Origin of the sequence: Bacillus toyonensis BCT-7112, from assembly GCF_000496285.1 — a bacterium.
Classification (GTDB): Bacteria; Bacillota; Bacilli; order Bacillales; family Bacillaceae_G; genus Bacillus_A; species Bacillus_A toyonensis.
This window is the reverse complement of the sequence record NC_022781.1, coordinates 3,818,573-3,838,962: the sequence shown is the minus strand read 5'-3', so window position 1 is coordinate 3,838,962 and position 20,390 is coordinate 3,818,573. Positions and strand designations below refer to the sequence as shown.

Here is a 20,390-nt window from a genome sequence, read left to right as displayed (position 1 = left end):
ATATCGATATTCAGAAATAGATAGGTAGGGAACGAAACAGTCCCTACCTATTTTATAAATTCCACGTATTTACCTAATGGTGCATATGTGTTTATGATCCTACTTCTTCTTTTTCTATCGTTTACAACATAAGGTTTTTTAAATTATCAACGCTTTCTAAATTGACAACACATTCTTTTATATTTATTTATATACATTTTACAAAAAATAAAGAACTACATAGATTAACCATGTAGTTCTTTGTAAATATAAGTCTCAAAAATGAATGAGCTAATCTTATTTCTTCCCTAACTTGATTGCCTTCTTTATATTACTAAATGCACCTTTACCATATAATAATACGCCGCCGCGGTAAACACGGCTCGTTAAACCAATCATCATACATATTGTTGCTAATAGAATCGCTAATGTAAGCGCAATCTCCCATACTGGAATATTGAGGAATCCAATTCGTACGAGCATAACAATAGGAGTAAAGAAAGGTATATAACTAGTAACGGTAACAACCGTGCTGCTTGGATTTGACATTCCATAAAGTGCGATATACAAAGCAGCAATTAACATAAACATCAGTGGCATAACAGCTTGAGAAGACTCCTCTATACGACTAATAATAGAGCCGAGTAGACAAGATAATGAGCCATATAATAAGAATCCTAATGTGAAGAATAAAATCCCATACGCCACTAGAGTAGGAGCAACAGAGTTTAAATCAATACTATTTAAAATATCATTTTTCGATTCATTAATTGCTATTTTATACCCAACAGTTGCGACCAAGCCCCAAATTATCATTTGTGTAATACCTGCCAATAATGTTGAGAATAGCTTCGCATATAAATGTTTTGTAGGCGAAATACTTGAAACAACTAACTCCATTACACGAGAAGATTTTTCTGTTGCAACATCTGTAGCTAATTGCGCAGCATACAATAATATCATAAAATAATTTAGCATGATAAAGGTATTAATTAAAATTCCTACACCCTCTGTATGTTCTCCATCTTTAACCTTATCTGAAACAGTTTTGGTATGAATTTCTACTGGCGTCGTTAACACCTTTAATTCATCTTGCGATAGATTCAATTGCTGAGCGAAATTAGAAGATTGTATTTGAGATAAAATCGTTTGAACCTTGCTAACATCTTGCTGATTTACATCTGTCTCAGTTATATACGTAGCCTTTAGTTGTTTATTTTCCAATTCCTCTACAACGATAGCATATGAATAATCACCATTTTTAACGCCCGATTCTGCTTTTTGTTTATCCGTACTATGTTTAACATGCATCTTACTATCGACATTTTTAAACACTTGATGAATAGTTGTATATAATTCTTCTTTTTCTGTAACAATGACAACTTGCTCTTCCTCGTTACCTACAAAATAGTTATAAATTTTGTCAAAGTTCATCAGTCCTATAATTAACATAGAAATTATGATTGTAATAGCAATATATGATTTAGCTTTTACCTTAGATTTATAGTTTTGTAAAAAAATCGTCCAGAAACTATTCATGCTGTGCACCTACTTTCTCAATAAAGATGTCATTTAGTGTAGGCTCTTCCACTGCGAACTTTTTAACATACCCTAATTTCGTTATCTCTTTAAATAAAACATGCGAAACTTCTTCATATGAAATTTTAAGAGTAACTGCATTCTTACGTTTCTTCATACTTTCCACACCTTTTATTTCTTTTAAATGATCAAAGTCATGATCGCCAACGATTATAACATTCTTTTTACCAAAGTCACTTTTAATTTTGGCAATGTCTCCCTGAACAACAGATACTCCTTTGTGCATGATACAAATGTGTTGGCATAATTCTTCCACATGTTCCATACGATGTGAACTAAAAAGAATCGACGACCCTTGTTTTTGCATATCAAGAACAGCTTCTTTTAACATTTCAACATTTACTGGATCTAAACCACTAAATGGTTCATCTAAAATTAAGAGTTCAGGCTTATGTATAATCGCTGTTATCAGCTGAATTTTTTGCTGATTCCCTTTTGAAAGTTCTCCTACCTTTTTGTTCAGATACTCAGTTATATTAAAACGCTCCAGCCAATAGTGCAGTTCTTTTTCTGCATCTTTACTTTTCATATTCTTTAATTTTGCAAAAAAGTTAACTTGTTCTTTGACAGTCATTTTCGCATAAAGACCACGTTCTTCTGGTAAATACCCAATCTTATCTGTAACATCATAATTTATAGGTTTACCATTCCATGAAATGGTTCCGCTTGATTTCGATAAAAGTCCAAGTATCATTCGAAATGTAGTCGTTTTACCTGCTCCATTCCCGCCCAAGAACCCAAATATTTCACCTTTCGGTATCTCGATATTCAAATTATTCACTGCAACATGCTCGTCAAATTTCTTTGTTAAATCTTTAATTAGTAAACTCATTATCCACAACCTTAATTCCCAAGATGATTTATTTATACAATTGTATATCCATAGTCAACCACAATATTTTGCCCTCTAATGGCATCACTTTTATCAGACATTAAAAATAAGATGACATTTGTAACATCTTAAATTCCGAAAAATCTTCTATATGGTATCTTCTTTAATAACTTATTTCCCTCAAAGGACTTCAAATAGCTTTCGTTATTATCGTTTATAATATAGGACGATGGCACACAATTCACTGTAATATCTCATTTTTTATCCTTCAAAAATGAATCATTACCAACAAATGTTATATTTCGCATTATAAGGTTAGCATAAGATTAAAAATAATTAATATGCAATTTTGCATATTTTAGCACTCCTAATTATTTACATAGTGTTGACCACCTTTATTTAAAGAAGCCCCCACATTCACTTAAAACACGAATTTGTTAATCAATACTTTTTCTTTAATTTTTCATGGGAGAACTGAAATTAATTAGTAACCCTGTTAAACACCTAAATCTTATAATTAAACTAACTAATCTTCCTCTAATAAATTGTTGTCTTATTTAACTTCACAATTAATAGTATTCAGCAGGCATAGTCACAACATCTTCGTACATCTCCTCATTAAAACTGAAAGAAAACTAATTAAAATCTGGTCTAGAAATTTCACTTTTCTACGTTACAGGATCTGCCTAAGAAAACATCGAATACAGTATCTTCCCTGTTACAACTAGCTTTATGTTATATATTTATAAAAACATGATATAAAATTTTTAGAATGGATATCGTGAGTTCAAACCTCTCCATGGTCATAAAAAAAGACACCATATCACCCTACTACGTGATATGATGTCTCTTTTTTATGTAAGTCAATCACTTCCCACCAAACATCTTCTCCAAAGCTTTAGCATTCGCAAACAATACTTCTTTCAAGTTATCGTCAGCAACGATTTTGTAGTCACCATCTTTATTTTTCTTTAAGTTTAGTGTAACTTCGCGTGTTGCCATTATTGCATCTTTATCTGATAAATGTTTGACGATAGCTGACGTCATTGTTTTTTCGATTGCTTTTTCAGATTGCTCTTTATCTTCGCTAAAGGCACTAGCGAAGGCCATTGGCATAACTTCTCCCATTGCTTTCGTTACGGCAACAGATAGATCAGCAGATGTAATTTTCACTTTCACTTCTGCTTTATCATCTGTTTTTGATACTTCTTCTAGTTTTTCAAATTTAAAGTTTTTCGTAATTGCGCTTAGCATTTCTTTTGCTTCAGCATCATCTGTTTTTTCATTTAGTTTATTAAATTCCTTGTCACTTTCAACGAATGTACGAGCCTTCTCTACATCCCCTTTTTGTATTGCTGTTAAAAATTCTTCAGCAGTATCTTTCGGGTTTGCACATCCTGCTAGAACACCAACTGTTAACCCTATTACCATCATTAGTAGCAATAATTTCTTTACCTTTTTCACGTTCATTCTCCTCTTACCTTACCTTTTCTTTTCTAGTAAGCCATCACTATACAACAGTATAAAACTTACATTACAAACATTTTTTAGTATAACATTTATACGATTTATTTTCTATTCTTTCCCAAAAGATAAAGAGCCTTGTAGCATTTCTACAAGACTCTTTATCTTTTAATCCGTATCCGTAGCACAAATTAACCACATTTTATGCTCCTTACTATCTAATAACATCCAAGTAGCATCCCATGCAACATCGTAAAACCAATCTGTCCAAGGGTGGTCACTTTCAAACACTTTAATATCTTCGTATCGATCTTGGAACATATATTGGCATACATTAATCGCTAATTGCTTCGCAGCAACCGGCCGTTCTTGAAATGCTTCATACGCTCCGCCCCACAAAATTTGAGCGGCAATGCTACCATCAAGCATGACTGCCTGATGCTCTTTAAAACGAAACTTATATTTATCTGATGTATGTATTTTTAATTCTTCTAAGTTATTGATTATATCTAAAGAGTTGCAGATTCTTCTGAAAAAGTGCTCGTGTCCATCTTCTCCATGTGGTATTTCTTTGAAAAAGTTTTCGTTATGTACTTTAAAACAGCTTATAACCGCTCCACCATTTAAGTTTTGTTTCTTATATGTATTTATAATTTGTTCAATAGATGCATGGTTTGTTTCTATTTTTTCAAACGTTCCTGCTCTCCATCTCATAATGCCGCTACTCTCTATTAAAGATTTGTTATTTCATTATAAATATCAAAATAAAACCCAGCAACTTTAAAATTGCTGGGTTATCCCTTATTCATATTCGAAACAATAATAACAATTACGCTAAGCACATCATGCCCCGCTACCATCCACATACTCCTATCAAAAATCATCAATGATAACCAAAGCGATATATTAATAGCAGCAAATAATACATATAAAATGAAATCTCTCTTTTGTAGTGCTTCTCTATTCATCAAAATATAAATGAAACCGATAGGAGGCAGAATAAAGCAAAGGAAAAAGACAAATATTTTTCTTAACGACCACGGGTATGAAGCTATTGTCTGCATATGAGTCTCCTTTTCTATTATAGTACTTGCTTTAACATCGGCCTTACTATTCTATATTCATCACCATAAGGTTCCTTTATGATTAAAGGCGATTGATCATCTTTTTTTTCTTCAATCATTGTGAATACTTCTGTTTTTTCTTGTAATGTATTAGATTCACTATTTTTAGTAGGTGCTTTACTTGCTTCAATTTTCTTTGTCACTTCTCCGAGCCTTTGTCCGACTTCTTCTGCTTGAGCAGGTTCATCCGTAACGTAGTATTCTTGGTCCTCCCATACTAATATAGGTGGTACTTGTTCTCGTGTGTTACATATTATATAAGTAATACTAGCTACAAGTAGTAGACTTGTTAATAAAAAGAAGATAGCTTTTTTATTCATATACTATTCTCCTTTTCTATTATTTTATTGGATTATACAATATAGCTTCCATGTAGTAAATGGTTTTTGTGGTAATTTTTAGGTTTTTATACAAAAAGAAAAACCTTACAAAAAGTAAGGTTTCATTTTTAAAATTTATAATGATTGAGTAATTAATACAATCATTACGATGATCGCTATAAACATAACAACTAAACAGCCAATCATTTTATAAAATCCTCGTTTCGTTAACGTCCCGTTTTGAACGTCTTTACGAATGAATAGGAACACCGCTAAAAATAAAACGATCCCCATACCAAAAGCATACATCATTTGCATATGTTAATCTTCCTTTCTCTCTTCCATCTTAATATCTTTTTGCCAAAACAACAAATGAGATAAAGACGGTACTCATTGTAAGTGCCATAAGTATATGTAATAGTTCAACCGCAGATAGTGTCATTACTTTTAAATTTAAGCCGATAGAGAAAAGGAGATAATACGCTGTTAATGCAAAAAAACTGAAGAACATCCCTTTATAACGAATGAGTTTCATTCGCTCATCTTTTTCTTTAAATTGCGGGTGTAAGTAACTTAAGCAGAAACACATAATCATCATTGCTAGTAACGTATAAGTAGGACTTGGTGGTGCTGAATGTGTCATTATACCTGCTAGTATCATAAATCCACTCATAATTAAAAAGATAATTCCCATAATAACAAAATACTTTTGTGAATCATTCATCCTTTCTCCCCCTCTTCTTTTCCTTCATAAATAAATACATGTTCTATCGTTGTTTGAAATGTTTTCGCTATTTCAAATGCTAATGGAAGTGATGGATCATATTTCCCTTTTTCAATTGAAATGATGGTTTGTCTGGAAACTCCAAGTTTCTCAGCCAATTTTTCTTGAGATAGTCCAAATTTTTTTCGATATTCGACCATTTTATTTTCCAAGGAAATTTCTCCCTCCTCCCTTATATCGAGTATATATGTAAAGTAAACTTTACGTCAAGTTTCCTTTACATATATTTCAGTTTGTTTCACGCTATTTATCCCGCATTAACAGGCAGTAAGACTCCCACCTCAAAATTCAGTGAATACGAGGAATTTAGGTGGGAAATAACTGCCCGATTGGTGAAGGCTAATAATCAGTGGTGGATGGACAAACCCCACACTGATTAAAGTTTCACTTTATTATAGAAGAAACTTTTTCAATTTCAGCACGTCTATTTTGTAATGCAACATGGAACAATGTATATATCCGTTACTATATCCCTTCTCCATTTTTATAAAAATTTAATATCTCCATATTTGTTTTATCCTTTTAAAATATTTCATTTGCCGCTTTATTAGATGAAATGCGTTATTTGTTTTACGGTATTTTTCGGCATATTAATAGAAACTAACGGTTTATGAAGCATTTTTTATGTTTAGCCACTTTTTTTGTAGAAATCCTTCGTTTTCCTTTCAATATTTAACACTACCGAAATAAAGTTTACTCTAAATTCATAATTTTTTATTTTTTATACTATATTCCGTTATATTGTTGTATAATATCAATGAAAGCGCTTATTATTTCAATATACATAATTCGAACTTTATTTTATCGAAACATTCTAACTATTATACCTATATGTAAATGCAACAATTATAGTTGTTAGTGTAGGTATACCAAATATATCCACTCCATTTTTCTGTAAAATTACTTTATAACATGAAAGATTAACTTGGGTGATAAGTTATTGTGAATGTTTTTTTACAAAACAGATAAGTAATAGTGTTTGGTATTATGTAAATTATTGTAATAACATAAGAGTAAAGACAACATTTACATTAATTATTAGTTCATCAATTATTGAAAAAGAGCAAAATGCACCTTTTGTATAGGAAAAGGATTATATGCATTGGGAGGTTTAAACAAATGACGAGGAAGAATACAACGACAAACCCTTGGGCCAAGTTCCATGGTCCGAACCTTGGTTATGTTATTGAACAGTATGATCTTTACGTAACTGGAGCAGGTTCTGTTGATGCGGAATTACAAGAGCTTTTTGAAATTTTTGGAGCTCCTTCGTTTCAAGATGATGTCGTAACAGGGGACAACACAGCAACACATTTTTCTCCTCAAAACACAGGTAACATTGAAAAAATTCTTAAAGTCGTTCAACTTGTTGAACAGATTCGTTCTTTCGGGCATACGTTGGCTCACATCAACCCGATGGAAGATGCTGCAAACGGACAATCTCTTCTTGAGAAAGCAATGAACGAATTGAGCGATGCTGACTTGAAAGCGATTCCAGCTAAAACAGTATGGCAAGATGCACCAGAGGGTATTCACACTGCACTTGATGTAATTCATAGATTAAAAGACGTTTATACAAAATCTTTAGCTTATGAATTCTCACATATACAAGATAGTGAAGAACGCGCGTGGTTGCATCAAATGGTGGAATCAAATTCATTGCGTCAACCATTATCAAATAAAAACGAACTGCTCTTTTAAAACGTTTAACAGCTGTTGAAGGTTTCGAGCAATTCTTGCATAAAACATTCGTTGGGCAAAAGCGTTTCTCTATCGAGGGCGTTGATATGCTTGTACCAGTTCTAGATGAAATTGTGCTAGAAGGTGCTAAAGGCGGCGTTGAAGATGTCATGATTGGTATGGCTCACCGCGGTCGTCTAAGCGTACTTGCTCACGTATTAGAAAAACCATATACTCACATGTTTGCTGAATTCAAACATGCAAAAATAGAAGGCGCAGTGGCAAATGCTGGCTGGACTGGCGACGTGAAATACCATTTAGGTAGAGAACAAGTCGTTGGGAATGAAGAAGTTAGCACTCGCGTTACATTAGCGAATAACCCGAGTCACCTTGAGTTCGTTAATCCTGTTGTGGAAGGTTTCGCACGTGCGGCTCAAGAAAATCGTAAAAAGTCTGGTCTTCCAGAACAAGATACTTCTAAATCATTCGTAGTTTTAGTTCATGGTGACGCTGCATTCCCTGGTCAAGGTATTGTATCTGAGACACTAAACTTAAGCAGATTGAACGCGTATCAAACGGGCGGAACAATTCATGTTATCGCAAACAATGCAGTTGGTTTTACGACTGATAGCTATGATTCTCGTTCTACGAAATATTCAAGCGACCTTGCAAAAGGTTTTGATATTCCGATTGTTCACGTGAACGCTGATGATCCAGAAGCTTGCCTTGCTGCTGCTAACCTGGCGATTCAATATCGTACGTTGTTCAAAAAAGACTTCTTAATCGATTTAATTGGTTACCGTCGCTACGGTCATAACGAAATGGATGACCCAGCAGTTACGCAACCACAAGTGTACAAAAAAATTAAAAATCACCCAACTGTAAGAGCAATTTATGCAGATCAATTACAAGCTGCTGGTGTTCTAAATGCAGATGAGGTTGAAACAATTACTCAATTTATACAAGAACAATTAAAATCTGATTATGCACAAGTACCACCAGCTGATACGAGCGATGCAACAATTCACGTTAAAGTACCAGATGTTGTTGCAAAAGGCATTCAGCCAATTGATACTGGTGTTGAACTTGACTCACTTCGTGCAATGAATGAAGGTCTATTATCTTGGCCAGAAGGCTTTAACGTATATCCGAAGGTGAAGAAAATTCTTGAACGCCGTAAAGATGCTCTTGAAGAGAACGGTAAAATTGAATGGGCACTTGCTGAGTCATTAGCATTCGCTTCTATTTTACAAGAAGGTACACCAATTCGTTTAACTGGTCAAGATTCACAGCGTGGTACATTCGCGCATCGTCACATCGTATTACACGATACTGATACAAATGAAACATATTCACCATTACATCGCTTACCAAACATTAACGCTTCATTCTCTGTTCATAACAGTCCGTTATCAGAAGCTGCTGTTGTTGGTTACGAGTATGGTTATAACGTATTTGCTCCAGAAACTCTTGTTATGTGGGAAGCGCAATATGGTGACTTCTCAAATACTGCGCAAGCATTATTTGATCAATACGTTTCAGCTGGAAGAGCAAAATGGGGTCAAAAATCTGGTTTAGTTCTTCTATTACCACACGGTTATGAAGGTCAAGGACCAGAGCATTCTAGTGCACGTCCAGAGCGTTTCTTACAGTTAGCTGCTGAAAACAACTGGACAGTTGCAAACTTAACGAGCGCAGCACAGTACTTCCATATCTTGCGTCGTCAAGCATCTATTTTAGGAACAGAAGCTGTTCGACCTTTAGTACTTATGACGCCGAAGAGTTTATTACGTCACCCACTTACGCTTTCAACTGCTAGTCAGTTAAGCGAAGGACGTTTCCAACCTGCTTTAGAACAAGAAAACCTTGGCATGAAACCAAATAAAGTTAAACGTCTTGTTTTAAGTACAGGTAAAATGGCGATTGACTTAGCAGCGGAAATCGAGTCTGGTAAACATGAATACAACTTAGATGAAGTTCATGTCGTTCGCATTGAACAGTTGTATCCATTCCCTGCTGAAAAAGTTCAATCTATTATGAAACGCTTTAAAAACTTAGAAGAAATTATTTGGGTTCAAGAAGAACCTCGTAATATGGGTGCATGGCATTACATGGCTCCAATTCTGTTCGAACTAGCTGGAGATACAGTGAAAACAGGTTACATTGGACGCCCAGATCGTTCTAGCCCATCTGGTGGCGATCCGTTCGCTCACAAAGCTGAGCAAGAACTAATTGTGGCGCACGCTTTAGATGTGAAGTATAACTTCCGTCAAGATAAACAAGAAATTGAAGTTTATAGCAACTAAAAGTAACAATGAATTTTTCCCGGCTCGACTTGGGCAGATATTCTGCCCAAGTCGAGCTAACAAATGGAGATTACCGAAGATTAAAGAAGACAAAACACACCGTTAGGCAAATAAGGGGAGGACATTTAAAATGATCGAAATTAAAGTACCTGAGCTTGCAGAATCTATTACAGAAGGAACTATTTCACAATGGCTTATCAACGTAGGTGACAAAGTTGAGAAAGGTGGCAGCGTTGTTGAGCTTGAAACTGATAAAGTCAATGTAGAAATCATTGCAGAAGATTCAGGTATTGTATCAAAGTTACTAGGCGAGCCTGGGGATACAGTTGAAGTTGGCGCAACTATCGCAATTTTAGATGCAAATGGCGCACCAGTGGCAGTAAGTACACCTGCACCAGTGGCTGAGCAACCAAAACAAGAAACAGCTGAAGCACCGAAAGCTGCTGCTCCAACTGCTGAACAAGCTACGGCTCTACAAGGTTTACCAAATACGAACCATCCTATCGCATCACCAGCTGCTAGAAAAATGGCTCGTGAATTAGGAATCGACTTAAACGACGTACGTAGCACAGATCCACTTGGACGTGTGAGACCACATGATGTACAAGCTCATGCTGCAGCACCAAAAGAAGCACCAGCTGCTCCAAAAAGTCCAGCTCCTGCTCCAGTTGCAAAAACGGAATTTGAAAAACCAGTTGAGCGCGTAAAAATGTCCCGCCGCCGTCAAACAATTGCAAAACGTCTTGTAGAAGTACAACAAACATCTGCAATGTTAACAACATTTAACGAAGTTGATATGAGTGCAATCATGGAATTACGTAAAGAGCGTAAAGATGCTTTCGAGAAAAAACATGATGTACGTCTTGGCTTTATGTCATTCTTCACAAAAGCAGTTGTTGCAGCATTAAAACAATTCCCATTATTAAATGCTGAAATTCAAGGCGACGAGCTTATCATTAAAAAATTCTATGATATCGGTATTGCAGTAGCAGCTCCAGATGGATTAGTTGTTCCAGTTGTACGCGATGCTAACCAATTAAACTTCGCTGAAATCGAAAGCGAAATTCGTAATTTAGGTATGAAAGCACGTGATAATAAACTTTCATTAAAAGAGCTACAAGGTGGTACATTTACAATTACAAACGGTGGTGTATTCGGTTCTCTAATGTCAACACCAATCCTAAACAGCCCACAAGTAGGTATTTTAGGAATGCACAAAATCCAAGTAAGACCCGTTGCAATTGATGCAGAACGTATGGAAAATCGTCCGATGATGTACCTTGCACTATCTTACGATCACCGTATTGTTGATGGTAAAGAAGCAGTTAGCTTCCTTGTTGCTGTTAAAGATATGCTTGAAGATCCAAAATCATTATTATTAGAAGGTTGATAGACTAATAGTCTATTAGAGGCTGTAGAATAAATCATTCTACAGCCTTTTTTTATTGCGTTCATACGGGACAAATTTCATGACATAAGCTAATAATGTATGCTTAAAACGTAAGGAGGATTAAAATGAATAACCTTCCAGCTCATGCAAAGCTTAAAGCAAATAAGGATACTTTCTTCCTTCCCGACTCAAACGGGGGTGTCTATTTTCGAAATAACGCCAGTTCATTCCGCATGGACGGTGATGGAATTTATAACTGGATTGAAAAATTAATGCCTATGTTTAATGGTGATCATTCTTTAGCAGAAATAACCGATGGTCTTCCTCTCCCCTATCAACATCGTGTATTTGAAATTGGAGAGATTTTATATGAAAATGGTTTTGTTCGTGATGTAAGTCAAGATGCACCTCATGAATTAAACAGTGCATTACTCGATAGGTATGCTTCGCAAATTGAATTTCTAGAAGCTGATTCTCATTCAGGTGCTTTAAAATTCCAGACGTACCGCGCAGCAAATGTCCTTATACTTGGTTCTGGGGATATGCTTACTTCCTTAGTTTCTTCTTTACTAGAATCCGGATTACCTACATTTCATTACCTTGTCACAGATTATATGGAAACAAATTACGACCGAATTCATGAACTAGTAGAACGTGCATATGAAGTTGATGACAATGTACTTGTTCAAGAAATAGATACTACAATTGACCGCCCCCTGCATGAAGTGTTCGAACCCTTTGACTGGATTTTATACGTTTCTCAAAATGGAGACATTGAAGGCTTAAGAACAGTTCACACGATTTGCAAGGAAGTAGGAAAGAACTTCATACCCGCCATTTGTTTATCAACATTCGGTTTGGCTGGTCCTGTCGTAACAGCTGATCGTGAAGAATGCTGGGAATCAGCTTGGCATCGGCTACATGAAACTACTTTGCAAAATGAAAATGCATCAGCTCCTTTTTCACCAATTACTGGCGCAATGTTAGCAAATATAATTGTTTTTGAATTATTTAAACACGTCGCTGATGATTCATATCGAGAAAAAGAGCCACAATTCTTTTTATTAAACTGTGAAACACTCGAAGGGACATGGCATCCTTTTATAAAACATCCTCTCGCAACTGATGAAAGTTTTACAATTGATACAATAGAAAATCTTACCGAAAAACTTGCGCAGCGGTCCAACCAACATACTTCAACTGAATTGTTCCGTTTTTTCGACTCATTAACTTCTAAAGAAGCTGGTATATTCCATGTGTGGGATGAACAAAATTCATATCAACTACCGTTATCACAATGCAATATTCAAGTAGCTACACCACTATCCGATGGTCCCGCTTCCCTCCTGCCTCTTATGACTTGCGCTGGTTTGACTCATAATGAAGCTCGCCGTGAAGCTGGTTTAACAGGAATTGAAACATATGTAGCTGAAATCATTCATCGCCTTATTCCTGAACATAACGATATCGGTATTGGTGCTGGGGAAACGATGACAGAAGGTGTATACCGGGCACTACAACAACATTTAAACAATAAACTATATGAGCGGCAATCACATATGCTAGAAGAAATTACAACGATCGACCTAGCTGAAATTCATGATACACATTGTAAGTTTTATTACGATGCTCTCTCTACAATTCATGAAGCACCTAAAATAGCAATGAGTGAAGAGATTCTTAGTTTTCCAGTCGTTTGGGTCGGTGTAAATGATAGATGGTATGGCGCATCCAGTATTAATATGACGTTAGCGTTACGTAACGCACTACAACTATCTCTTCTTCACATTCAAAATGAAGAAACTCCATACAGAGCTACTGTTTTGCCTGAATCATCTATTATTTTATATGACACTGATTCTTTTCGAATAGAAATACAAGCGGACGAAGAAATTCCAGATGTGCAATCTTTACAGCTTGCCTTGCAGCATTTAGGAGAACATAATTTTTATCCATTCGTGTTTGATTTAGCGATTGAATCATTTTTGAAAGAAAATTTAGATGGTGTGTACGGGGTATTAATTGCAAAGGAGGACGGTCTATGACTCAACATATATTGCTTATAGGAGATGGCCTACTTGCAGACTATGTACATGATCAATTACGCAAACAATATTCCATCATTCGCCAACATACAATTACAGACGAACTCCCTGAAAATATCAACCTCGCTCTCGTATTACATGACGGCTCTCCTTCTACTATTCATCATGATGCTGAGCTTGTTTTTCGTTCCAATCATATTCCGTGGCTACGTGCGTTTACTTCATTTGGTGAAGGTGTTATCGGACCTTATATTCATCCTCTTGCAACGGGATGCACCCATTGTGCCGATGGACGACGCTTTATCGCCGGATTTGATCAACAAGAAATGTGGGAATTACAGCGGAAATATGCATTGAAATCAGAGCACGTAACGAGGCGTGATGTACGCGCCACCCAAAATGGCATTCTGCAAATGTGCCAGCTCATTCATGCTGAAACGGAGAAAATATTAGCTCACGGACATTCTTCTTTAGAAAATGAACTCATTTTACTAAACTTACAAACACTGCAATGTACGCGGCATTCTTTTCTTCCAGATCCTCTCTGTCCTATATGTAGTAATTTACCTACTGATACTGCGGATGCGGCACAGATTTCTTTACAACCGAGCTTAAAAACAAGTGCTGAAACGTATCGCTGTCGTTCTATTCATGAACTAAATACATTTTTAACGAGAGACTATTTAGATTACCGGGTTGGTATGTTGAATGGAAAAATGCAGCATTCTTTATTACCATTCGCTGACGTCATTATAAACATGCCGTTAATGTTTGGGAATGAAGGTGTTGCAGGTCGAACCCATTCATTTGCACTGAGTGAAGCAACTGCTATTTTAGAAGGTTTAGAACGATATTGTGGTATGTCACCTCGAGGAAAAAAGACAAATGTGCATGGTAGTTTTCATGATTTAGAGGATCATGCACTGAATCCCCTCACACTCGGTGTACATACAAATGAACATTATAATCGTGATAGTTTTCCGTTTAAGCCGTTTAATCCTGACTATGAACAAAACTGGGTATGGGGCTATTCTTTATCACAAAACAAGCCACTTTTAGTTCCAGAATCAATCGCTTATTATAGCCTCGGTCATCGGGATGCTTTCGTGTATGAAACATCCAATGGTTGTGCAATTGGTGGTAGTTTAGAAGAAGCAATTTTTCACGGCATTTTAGAAATTGTAGAGCGTGATGCCTTCTTGCTCACTTGGTATGCTGAATTACCTCTTCCCCGCCTTGATCTTAGCTCAGCAAACGATACGGAATTACAATTAATGATTCAGCGGTTACGCACGATTACCGGGTATGAATTACACGTTTTTAACGCGACGATGGAACATGGCATCCCGAGTTTATGGGTAATTGCGAAAAATACGCGTGCAAATGGAATGAACGTTGTTTGTGCAGGGGGCTCTCATTTAGATCCTATTCGAGCTATAAAAAGTGCAATTCACGAAATAGCAGGCATGTTACTAATAGCAGATGATGAGCTCGAGCAAAAAAGAGAGTACTACGAAAAATGCTTACAAGATCCTTATCTCGTTAATAAAATGGAAGACCATAGTATGCTGTACGGATTAAAAGAAACGGAAGAACGTCTTCATTTCCTTTTACGTGACGATGCTCCGGTGCAATCGTTCCAAGAAATGAATGCATTACAATCGTTTGATATGGATTTGACATCTGATCTTCATCAACTTTTAAATCGTTTGCATCAATCTGGGCTCGAAGTAATCGTTGTAGATCAAACCGTCCCCCTTATAGAGCAGAACGGATTACATTGTGTAAAAGTCATGATCCCAGGCATGCTACCGATGACGTTCGGTCACCATCTCACTCGTGTTACCGGACTGGATAGAGTGTACACTGTACCGATGACACTTGGATATAGGGCTGAGCCTTTAACAAACGAACAATTAAATCCACATCCTCATCCATTTCCATAGTAAAGGGGGGATTTCATGCAGCTAGATACTTTTTTACATCATCTCCATTTCACTATTGATGAAATTATGCCGAATCATAAGGTGGACTGGGAAGACGCACCGCTTCCTTATAAGTTATATCGAAATGTACCTGTCATCCCTCTCTCTTCAGAAATCCCAATATCTTTGCCGAACTCTTCTACTACACCTACTTTGGATGAGATTGGTCCTTACCTTTTGTATTCATTTGGTATAACCCAATTATGTCAGCTCAATAGCGAAAGAAATTTATTCCGGAGGTCTATCCCTTCAGGTGGTGCTTTATATCCGAATGAATTGTATATATATTTAAAATTGGATCATTATCCAGACGGGATTTACCACTATGACGCTGCGTATCACCGACTTATCTTACTTCGCGAAGGAAATTTCGATTCTTATCTTACAGACGCACTCGGCAATCGCTGTAACATACATTCTTGCTTTGGTGCTGCATTTGTATCCACTATGTTTTGGAAAAACTTTTTTAAATACAATAACTTTTCGTATCGTCTGCAAGGATTAGATAGCGGCGTTCTCATCGGTCAATTACTCGAATGTGCGAAACAATTCGGTTACACAAATGGCATATACTTTCAATTTCTAGACCGTGCAATCAATCATTTACTCGGACTGACCGAAGGAGAAGAAAGTGTGTATGCTGTTATTCCTTTAAGTACAGAACCGAATATAGATTGGTTCCACGATGATTATCGTAAAAATAAAACCGTTACTTCTCATGACTTATTGCAGCAAATTCCACCTTTAGCACATGAGCATTTCGTTCGTTCCAAACATGTGGAAGGATATCCGATGATAACAAAAATAAATGAAGCATCTATGATTGAATCGACAGAACACTTCCAAACACTAGCTCATGAAGAGTACTATCAACATCATGCGCACACTGTACAGCTACCGAAAGTAGAGCGTTTATCGTATGATTTCTTACAGCTTTGTAAAGAGCGGTACTCCCCTAACGATGACTTTACTTTAACGAAATGGGATGCAGCTGAGCTCGCTACTTTACTACAAGAAACGAGTCTCTCCTTCCCCTATTACAACGACCTTGATGGCAAGTATATAAATGAAAATGCACGCGTCTCCTTGTATGGATGTTTTTATAACGTAAAAACTATTGAAAACGGGGCTTATGCTTATAACATTAAAACACATTCCATACACCCAATTCGGTATGGAGACCTTCGTTACCCCCTTCAGTCTAGTATGACGATGGATAACGTAAACCTTTTTCAAGTACCACTTTGCTTACATGTAGTTGGAAAGAAGGATTACTACACACGTGCATTAGGCTATAGAGGATATCGCATTCACCAAATGGAAGCTGGTATACTCGTTCATAAACTCGTTTTCGCTGCGACCGCTATGGGGATGGGTGGTCATCCGTTACTAAGTTTTGATACAAATTCTTGTGATCAATTGTACGGGATTGATGGTGGAAATGAAACATCACTTATTCAAATTCCTGTTGGGGCGTATCGAGCGCGGAATTGGTTAAAAGGGTCTTTGCATAATTAAAAGCACGCCGTCCACCGGCGTGCTTTTTTAAAGGACTTAATTTATAAAAAGCGAAATAAGTATATATTCTTACATAAAAGGAGAGTCTGATTTGAGCATTTTACAACAATTAATTCAGCAAGCAAAAAATCCTCGTGGAACAATTGGTTCTTCCATGCTTTGTATTATGAACGCTGCACATACGAAATTAACAAAGTGGGCGTTGCAAAAAGTGCATATAAAGACAGAGGCAGTTATATTAGATATCGGCTGTGGCGGAGGCAAAACAATACACACTCTTTCAAAAAGAACTACATTTGGGAAAATATACGGGATTGATTACTCCGATCAAGCTGTTGAAAACTCAAAAAAAGCAAATATGAAAGATGTAAAAACAGGGAAAGTAATCATTCATCAAGCTAACGTCTCCTCTATTCCTTACAATACGAACTTCTTCGATCTCATTACCGCCTTTCAAACTCATTATTTTTGGCCCGATGTTGAACACGATATAAAAGAAGTGCTTCGCGTCTTACAACCGAACGGATCCTTTTTATTAGTGGCTGAAACTTTCAAAATTCAATATCATATGAAGAAATTTAAAACGACGGAAGAATTAATAAACCTTTTTTATAAGACGGGATTTAAAAGTGTGAAATGTTATGAAGAAAGAGGTTGTATTTGTGTAATCGGAAATAAGTAAAAAAGCAGACCCTTAAGAGTCTGCTTTTTTACTAGATTACTTTAAAGATACTCTTAATTTGTCTTGCAAATAACCAATTTTTCGTACCATAGTTATCATTTAAACTATCTAAATTGATAGTTTGTCCGTTAGCAAACTTTAATTCTAACGTTGTATTTTTGTCATTTGTTTTTAAATTACTATTTGTAATGGCATCATACTTTAATTTTTCAATCTCAACATATTCGTCTTTTTCTTGTCCGATAACGACATGGTCTTGGAAGAAAAACAATACTTCTACTTTCTTACCGAAGCAAAATACATTTTTCGTATAAATTAATGTCGCATTATCAAGTCCGACACATACTTCTTTCATCTCTTCAACAACGTGTCCAAAATCTTCTTCCTGTCTTGCGTTTGATTCCGCAATCCATTCCTCGATTGTTTTCATGTTAATTGCCATACTGCGCCCCCTGGTTCGTTCATTGCTTTGTAAAAAAACAAATACTATATGACAATATAAGCGATACGTACTTTGTTTTCAAGGGTGAACCTTATATTCAAAATAAAGTGAAACTTTAATCAGTAGGAGGGCTGTTCATCCCCCACTGATTATCAGCCCTCACCAATCGGGCGTTTACGAGCAACCCGACTCCCACAAATAGCGGGATAAAGCTAAATTTCAAAGTAATATACGAGGAACACTTATTTCATTATATTTTAAACGTTTGAACGAGGCATTCTTCATCATCAATCATTTGTTTTCGTTCATCAAATTCAATGTTTAACTCTCTATATACTTTCTTCCAAAACGAAACTGCCGGTACATTTTTTAGAAGTTCGATAACGAAATACTGTCCTCGTTTCTCTTCTAGTAAATTTTCAATAACTTGTTTACCGATTCCTTTTCCCCTATATTGATTCAATATGAAAATGTCATTCATACAAAAATCGTTTTCTTTCTTCAAAAATGGACGTTCTAATAATAATAAAAATCCTACAATACTATTATCAATTTTTATAAAATATGGAGTGATTCCGTCATTTTTCCAAAACAAGTGTAAATCTTTATATTCCAAAAAAACCATTTACTCCAATCGTTATATTAGTGGTGAATTTGGAAAGGTCATGAAGATATAATGCGTACAAATTACGTAATATTTCTTTTTCTGATTCTTGAACTCTTTGAAGTGCTACAACCATTTTTATAAATCGCCCTCTTTATTATTCAATAAAAAAGATTACTTCCCTTTACAAAAAAAGTAGCACTTTAAAAGTGCTACTCCGCTCTCCTTGCTGCTTGCTGAATTGGATCCCAAACGCTATTATATGGTGGTGCGTAACTTAAGTCGACGTCTTCTAAATCGTGAATGCTCATTTTATTGAAAAGCGCCATTGCAATCACATCAATACGCTTATCTACACCTTCTTCCCCAATTACTTGTCCACCCAACAATTGCTTCGTATCGGAGCGATATAGCAATTTTAAATAAAGTGGTTTCGCATTTGGATAATAGCCCGCCATATTTGTTGAATCTACTTTAACTGTTTTATACGGGATATTGAGCCCTTTCGCTTCTTTTTCATTTAAGCCTGTTCTCGCGAGTGTCAAATCCATAAATTTAATAATGCCTGTACCTAACGTACCTTTAAATGATCTTCGTTTATCAACCATATTGAGTCCAGCAAGTCGTCCTTGTTTATTGGCAGTCGTTCCAATTGGAATATGATCATGAATTTCTTTTATAACGTGATAATGTGTCGCGCAATCACCAGCAGCATATACGTCTTGCACATTCGTTTGCATATATGCATTTACTTCAATTGCCCCTTTATGATTTGTACGTATATTGGTTCCTTCAAGAAAATCAGTATTTGGCTTTACTCCGACAGATACTAAAACAAGATCTGCTTTATATGTACCTTTATCCGTTTCAATCTCCTCTACTCGCTCTTTTCCTCTAAAAGCTTTTACATTTTCATTCGTTACAATTTCAATATGATGTTTATCCGCTTCTTTATGTATATATTCCGCCATATCTGCATCATAAATCGTACCGATATGATTATTTCGCTCAATCATTCTTACTTTCTTACCAAGCTCGACAAATGTTTCTGCCATCTCCAGTCCAATCGCACCGCCGCCAATAATTGTTACGTCTTCAACTTTGTTTGTTTCTAACGTTTTTAATATACGCTCAGCATCTGGAATTGTTTTTAAAAGATGAATGCCTTGTAACTCTCGTCCTTCCCATTCTGGCATAACAGGACGCACTCCCGTCGCAATTAATAAACGGTCATACGTAAATTCAAAAACATCTTTCGTCTCCGTATGCTTTGCGTACACAATTTTCTTTTCCGTATCTACTTTCGTTACTTCATGTCGCACTTTCGCATCAATTCCGTACTTATCACGAAACGTCTTCACGTTACGCGCAATTAATTTTTCCGTCGAAGCAATAGCACCACTAATGACATACGGTAATCCGCACTGAGCGTATGAATAGATTTCACCTTTTTCTAACGTCACAACTTTTGCAGTTTCATCGTTTCTTACAATTTGCATGGCTGCACTCATCCCAGCTGCATCTCCGCCAATAATGACATAGTTCACTTTACCACTCCTTCTTTTTTACCTACTCTTTACAATTTCCATATTTTATAGAAATAACACCTATTCCCATTGTAAAGAAATAATATTTC

17 protein-coding genes and 2 pseudogenes are annotated in these 20,390 nt (G+C 36.1%); 6 read left to right on the top strand and 13 right to left on the bottom strand.

The window, feature by feature from the left end; genetic code table 11:
• Positions 1–276: 276 nt before the first annotated feature.
• The 10 genes from BTOYO_RS19620 to BTOYO_RS19580 form a co-directional block, all read right to left on the bottom strand.
• Positions 277–1,518: an ABC transporter permease gene (locus tag BTOYO_RS19620; protein WP_001084157.1), complete on the bottom strand. Its 1,242-nt coding sequence runs from the start codon at positions 1,516–1,518 to the stop codon at positions 277–279.
• Entirely contained in the window at positions 1,511–2,410 is a 900-nt protein-coding gene (locus tag BTOYO_RS19615; RefSeq protein WP_000054719.1) for an ABC transporter ATP-binding protein, read from the bottom strand. Before BTOYO_RS19615 ends, BTOYO_RS19620 begins: the two co-directional genes overlap by 8 nt.
• Positions 2,411–2,442: 32 nt before the next feature.
• Positions 2,443–2,511, bottom strand: coding sequence for a hypothetical protein (locus BTOYO_RS28035; RefSeq protein ID WP_131232464.1), 69 nt, complete (start codon positions 2,509–2,511; stop codon positions 2,443–2,445).
• Between the two features lie 766 nt (positions 2,512–3,277).
• On the bottom strand, positions 3,278–3,874 hold the full coding sequence (locus tag BTOYO_RS19610) for a DUF4878 domain-containing protein (protein ID WP_000756069.1): 597 nt from the start codon (positions 3,872–3,874) through the stop codon (positions 3,278–3,280).
• A 168-nt stretch (positions 3,875–4,042) separates the two neighbouring features.
• Positions 4,043–4,588, bottom strand: a complete 546-nt coding sequence (locus BTOYO_RS19605; protein ID WP_001267646.1) for a hypothetical protein — start codon at positions 4,586–4,588, stop codon at positions 4,043–4,045.
• Positions 4,589–4,668: 80 nt separating this feature from the next.
• Positions 4,669–4,938: a hypothetical protein gene (locus tag BTOYO_RS19600; RefSeq protein WP_001193096.1), complete on the bottom strand. Its 270-nt coding sequence runs from the start codon at positions 4,936–4,938 to the stop codon at positions 4,669–4,671.
• Positions 4,939–4,955: 17 nt separating this feature from the next.
• Positions 4,956–5,318: a hypothetical protein gene (locus tag BTOYO_RS19595; RefSeq protein WP_001034135.1), complete on the bottom strand. Its 363-nt coding sequence runs from the start codon at positions 5,316–5,318 to the stop codon at positions 4,956–4,958.
• Between the two features lie 135 nt (positions 5,319–5,453).
• Positions 5,454–5,636 carry a DUF3976 domain-containing protein gene (locus tag BTOYO_RS19590; protein ID WP_001178306.1) on the bottom strand — a complete coding sequence of 61 codons (183 nt, stop codon included), beginning with the start codon at positions 5,634–5,636 and terminating at the stop codon, positions 5,454–5,456.
• Between the two features lie 28 nt (positions 5,637–5,664).
• Positions 5,665–6,042 carry a hypothetical protein gene (locus BTOYO_RS19585; protein ID WP_001000064.1) on the bottom strand — a complete coding sequence of 126 codons (378 nt, stop codon included), beginning with the start codon at positions 6,040–6,042 and terminating at the stop codon, positions 5,665–5,667.
• A complete protein-coding gene (locus BTOYO_RS19580) occupies positions 6,039–6,254 on the bottom strand; it encodes a helix-turn-helix transcriptional regulator (protein ID WP_000428507.1) in 216 nt (71 codons plus the stop codon). Before BTOYO_RS19580 ends, BTOYO_RS19585 begins: the two co-directional genes overlap by 4 nt.
• Positions 6,255–7,221: 967 nt before the next feature.
• Between BTOYO_RS19580 and odhA the strand changes: the two are divergent.
• The 6 genes and pseudogenes from odhA (at position 7,222) to BTOYO_RS19550 (ending at position 17,708) form a co-directional block, all read left to right on the top strand.
• Positions 7,222–10,088 (top strand): annotated as a pseudogene (odhA, locus tag BTOYO_RS19575) (2-oxoglutarate dehydrogenase E1 component).
• A 130-nt stretch (positions 10,089–10,218) separates the two neighbouring features.
• Positions 10,219–11,478 (top strand): 2-oxoglutarate dehydrogenase complex dihydrolipoyllysine-residue succinyltransferase, encoded by a 1,260-nt coding sequence (gene odhB, locus BTOYO_RS19570; protein ID WP_000569923.1) that lies wholly within the window; start codon positions 10,219–10,221, stop codon positions 11,476–11,478.
• A gap of 125 nt (positions 11,479–11,603) precedes the next feature.
• A complete protein-coding gene (locus BTOYO_RS19565) occupies positions 11,604–13,523 on the top strand; it encodes a putative thiazole-containing bacteriocin maturation protein (RefSeq protein WP_001061534.1) in 1,920 nt (639 codons plus the stop codon).
• Positions 13,520–15,469 (top strand): TOMM precursor leader peptide-binding protein, encoded by a 1,950-nt coding sequence (locus tag BTOYO_RS19560; protein ID WP_000191879.1) that lies wholly within the window; start codon positions 13,520–13,522, stop codon positions 15,467–15,469. Before BTOYO_RS19565 ends, BTOYO_RS19560 begins: the two co-directional genes overlap by 4 nt.
• A 15-nt stretch (positions 15,470–15,484) precedes the next feature.
• Positions 15,485–17,026, top strand: coding sequence for a SagB family peptide dehydrogenase (locus BTOYO_RS19555; protein WP_001175567.1), 1,542 nt, complete (start codon positions 15,485–15,487; stop codon positions 17,024–17,026).
• A gap of 91 nt (positions 17,027–17,117) precedes the next feature.
• Positions 17,118–17,708, top strand: coding sequence for a class I SAM-dependent methyltransferase (locus BTOYO_RS19550; RefSeq protein WP_000025730.1), 591 nt, complete (start codon positions 17,118–17,120; stop codon positions 17,706–17,708).
• 31 nt (positions 17,709–17,739) lie between these two features.
• Here the strand turns inward: BTOYO_RS19550 and BTOYO_RS19545 are convergent, their stop codons facing one another.
• The 3 genes and pseudogenes from BTOYO_RS19545 to BTOYO_RS19535 all read right to left on the bottom strand — a co-directional run bounded on the left by BTOYO_RS19545 (position 17,740) and on the right by BTOYO_RS19535 (position 20,301).
• Positions 17,740–18,150: a DUF3908 family protein gene (locus BTOYO_RS19545; RefSeq protein WP_000996796.1), complete on the bottom strand. Its 411-nt coding sequence runs from the start codon at positions 18,148–18,150 to the stop codon at positions 17,740–17,742.
• Positions 18,151–18,400: 250 nt separating this feature from the next.
• Positions 18,401–18,890, bottom strand: a pseudogene (locus BTOYO_RS19540) (GNAT family N-acetyltransferase).
• 76 nt (positions 18,891–18,966) lie between these two features.
• On the bottom strand, positions 18,967–20,301 hold the full coding sequence (locus tag BTOYO_RS19535; RefSeq protein ID WP_001110248.1) for an FAD-dependent oxidoreductase: 1,335 nt from the start codon (positions 20,299–20,301) through the stop codon (positions 18,967–18,969).
• Positions 20,302–20,390 lie beyond the last annotated feature (89 nt).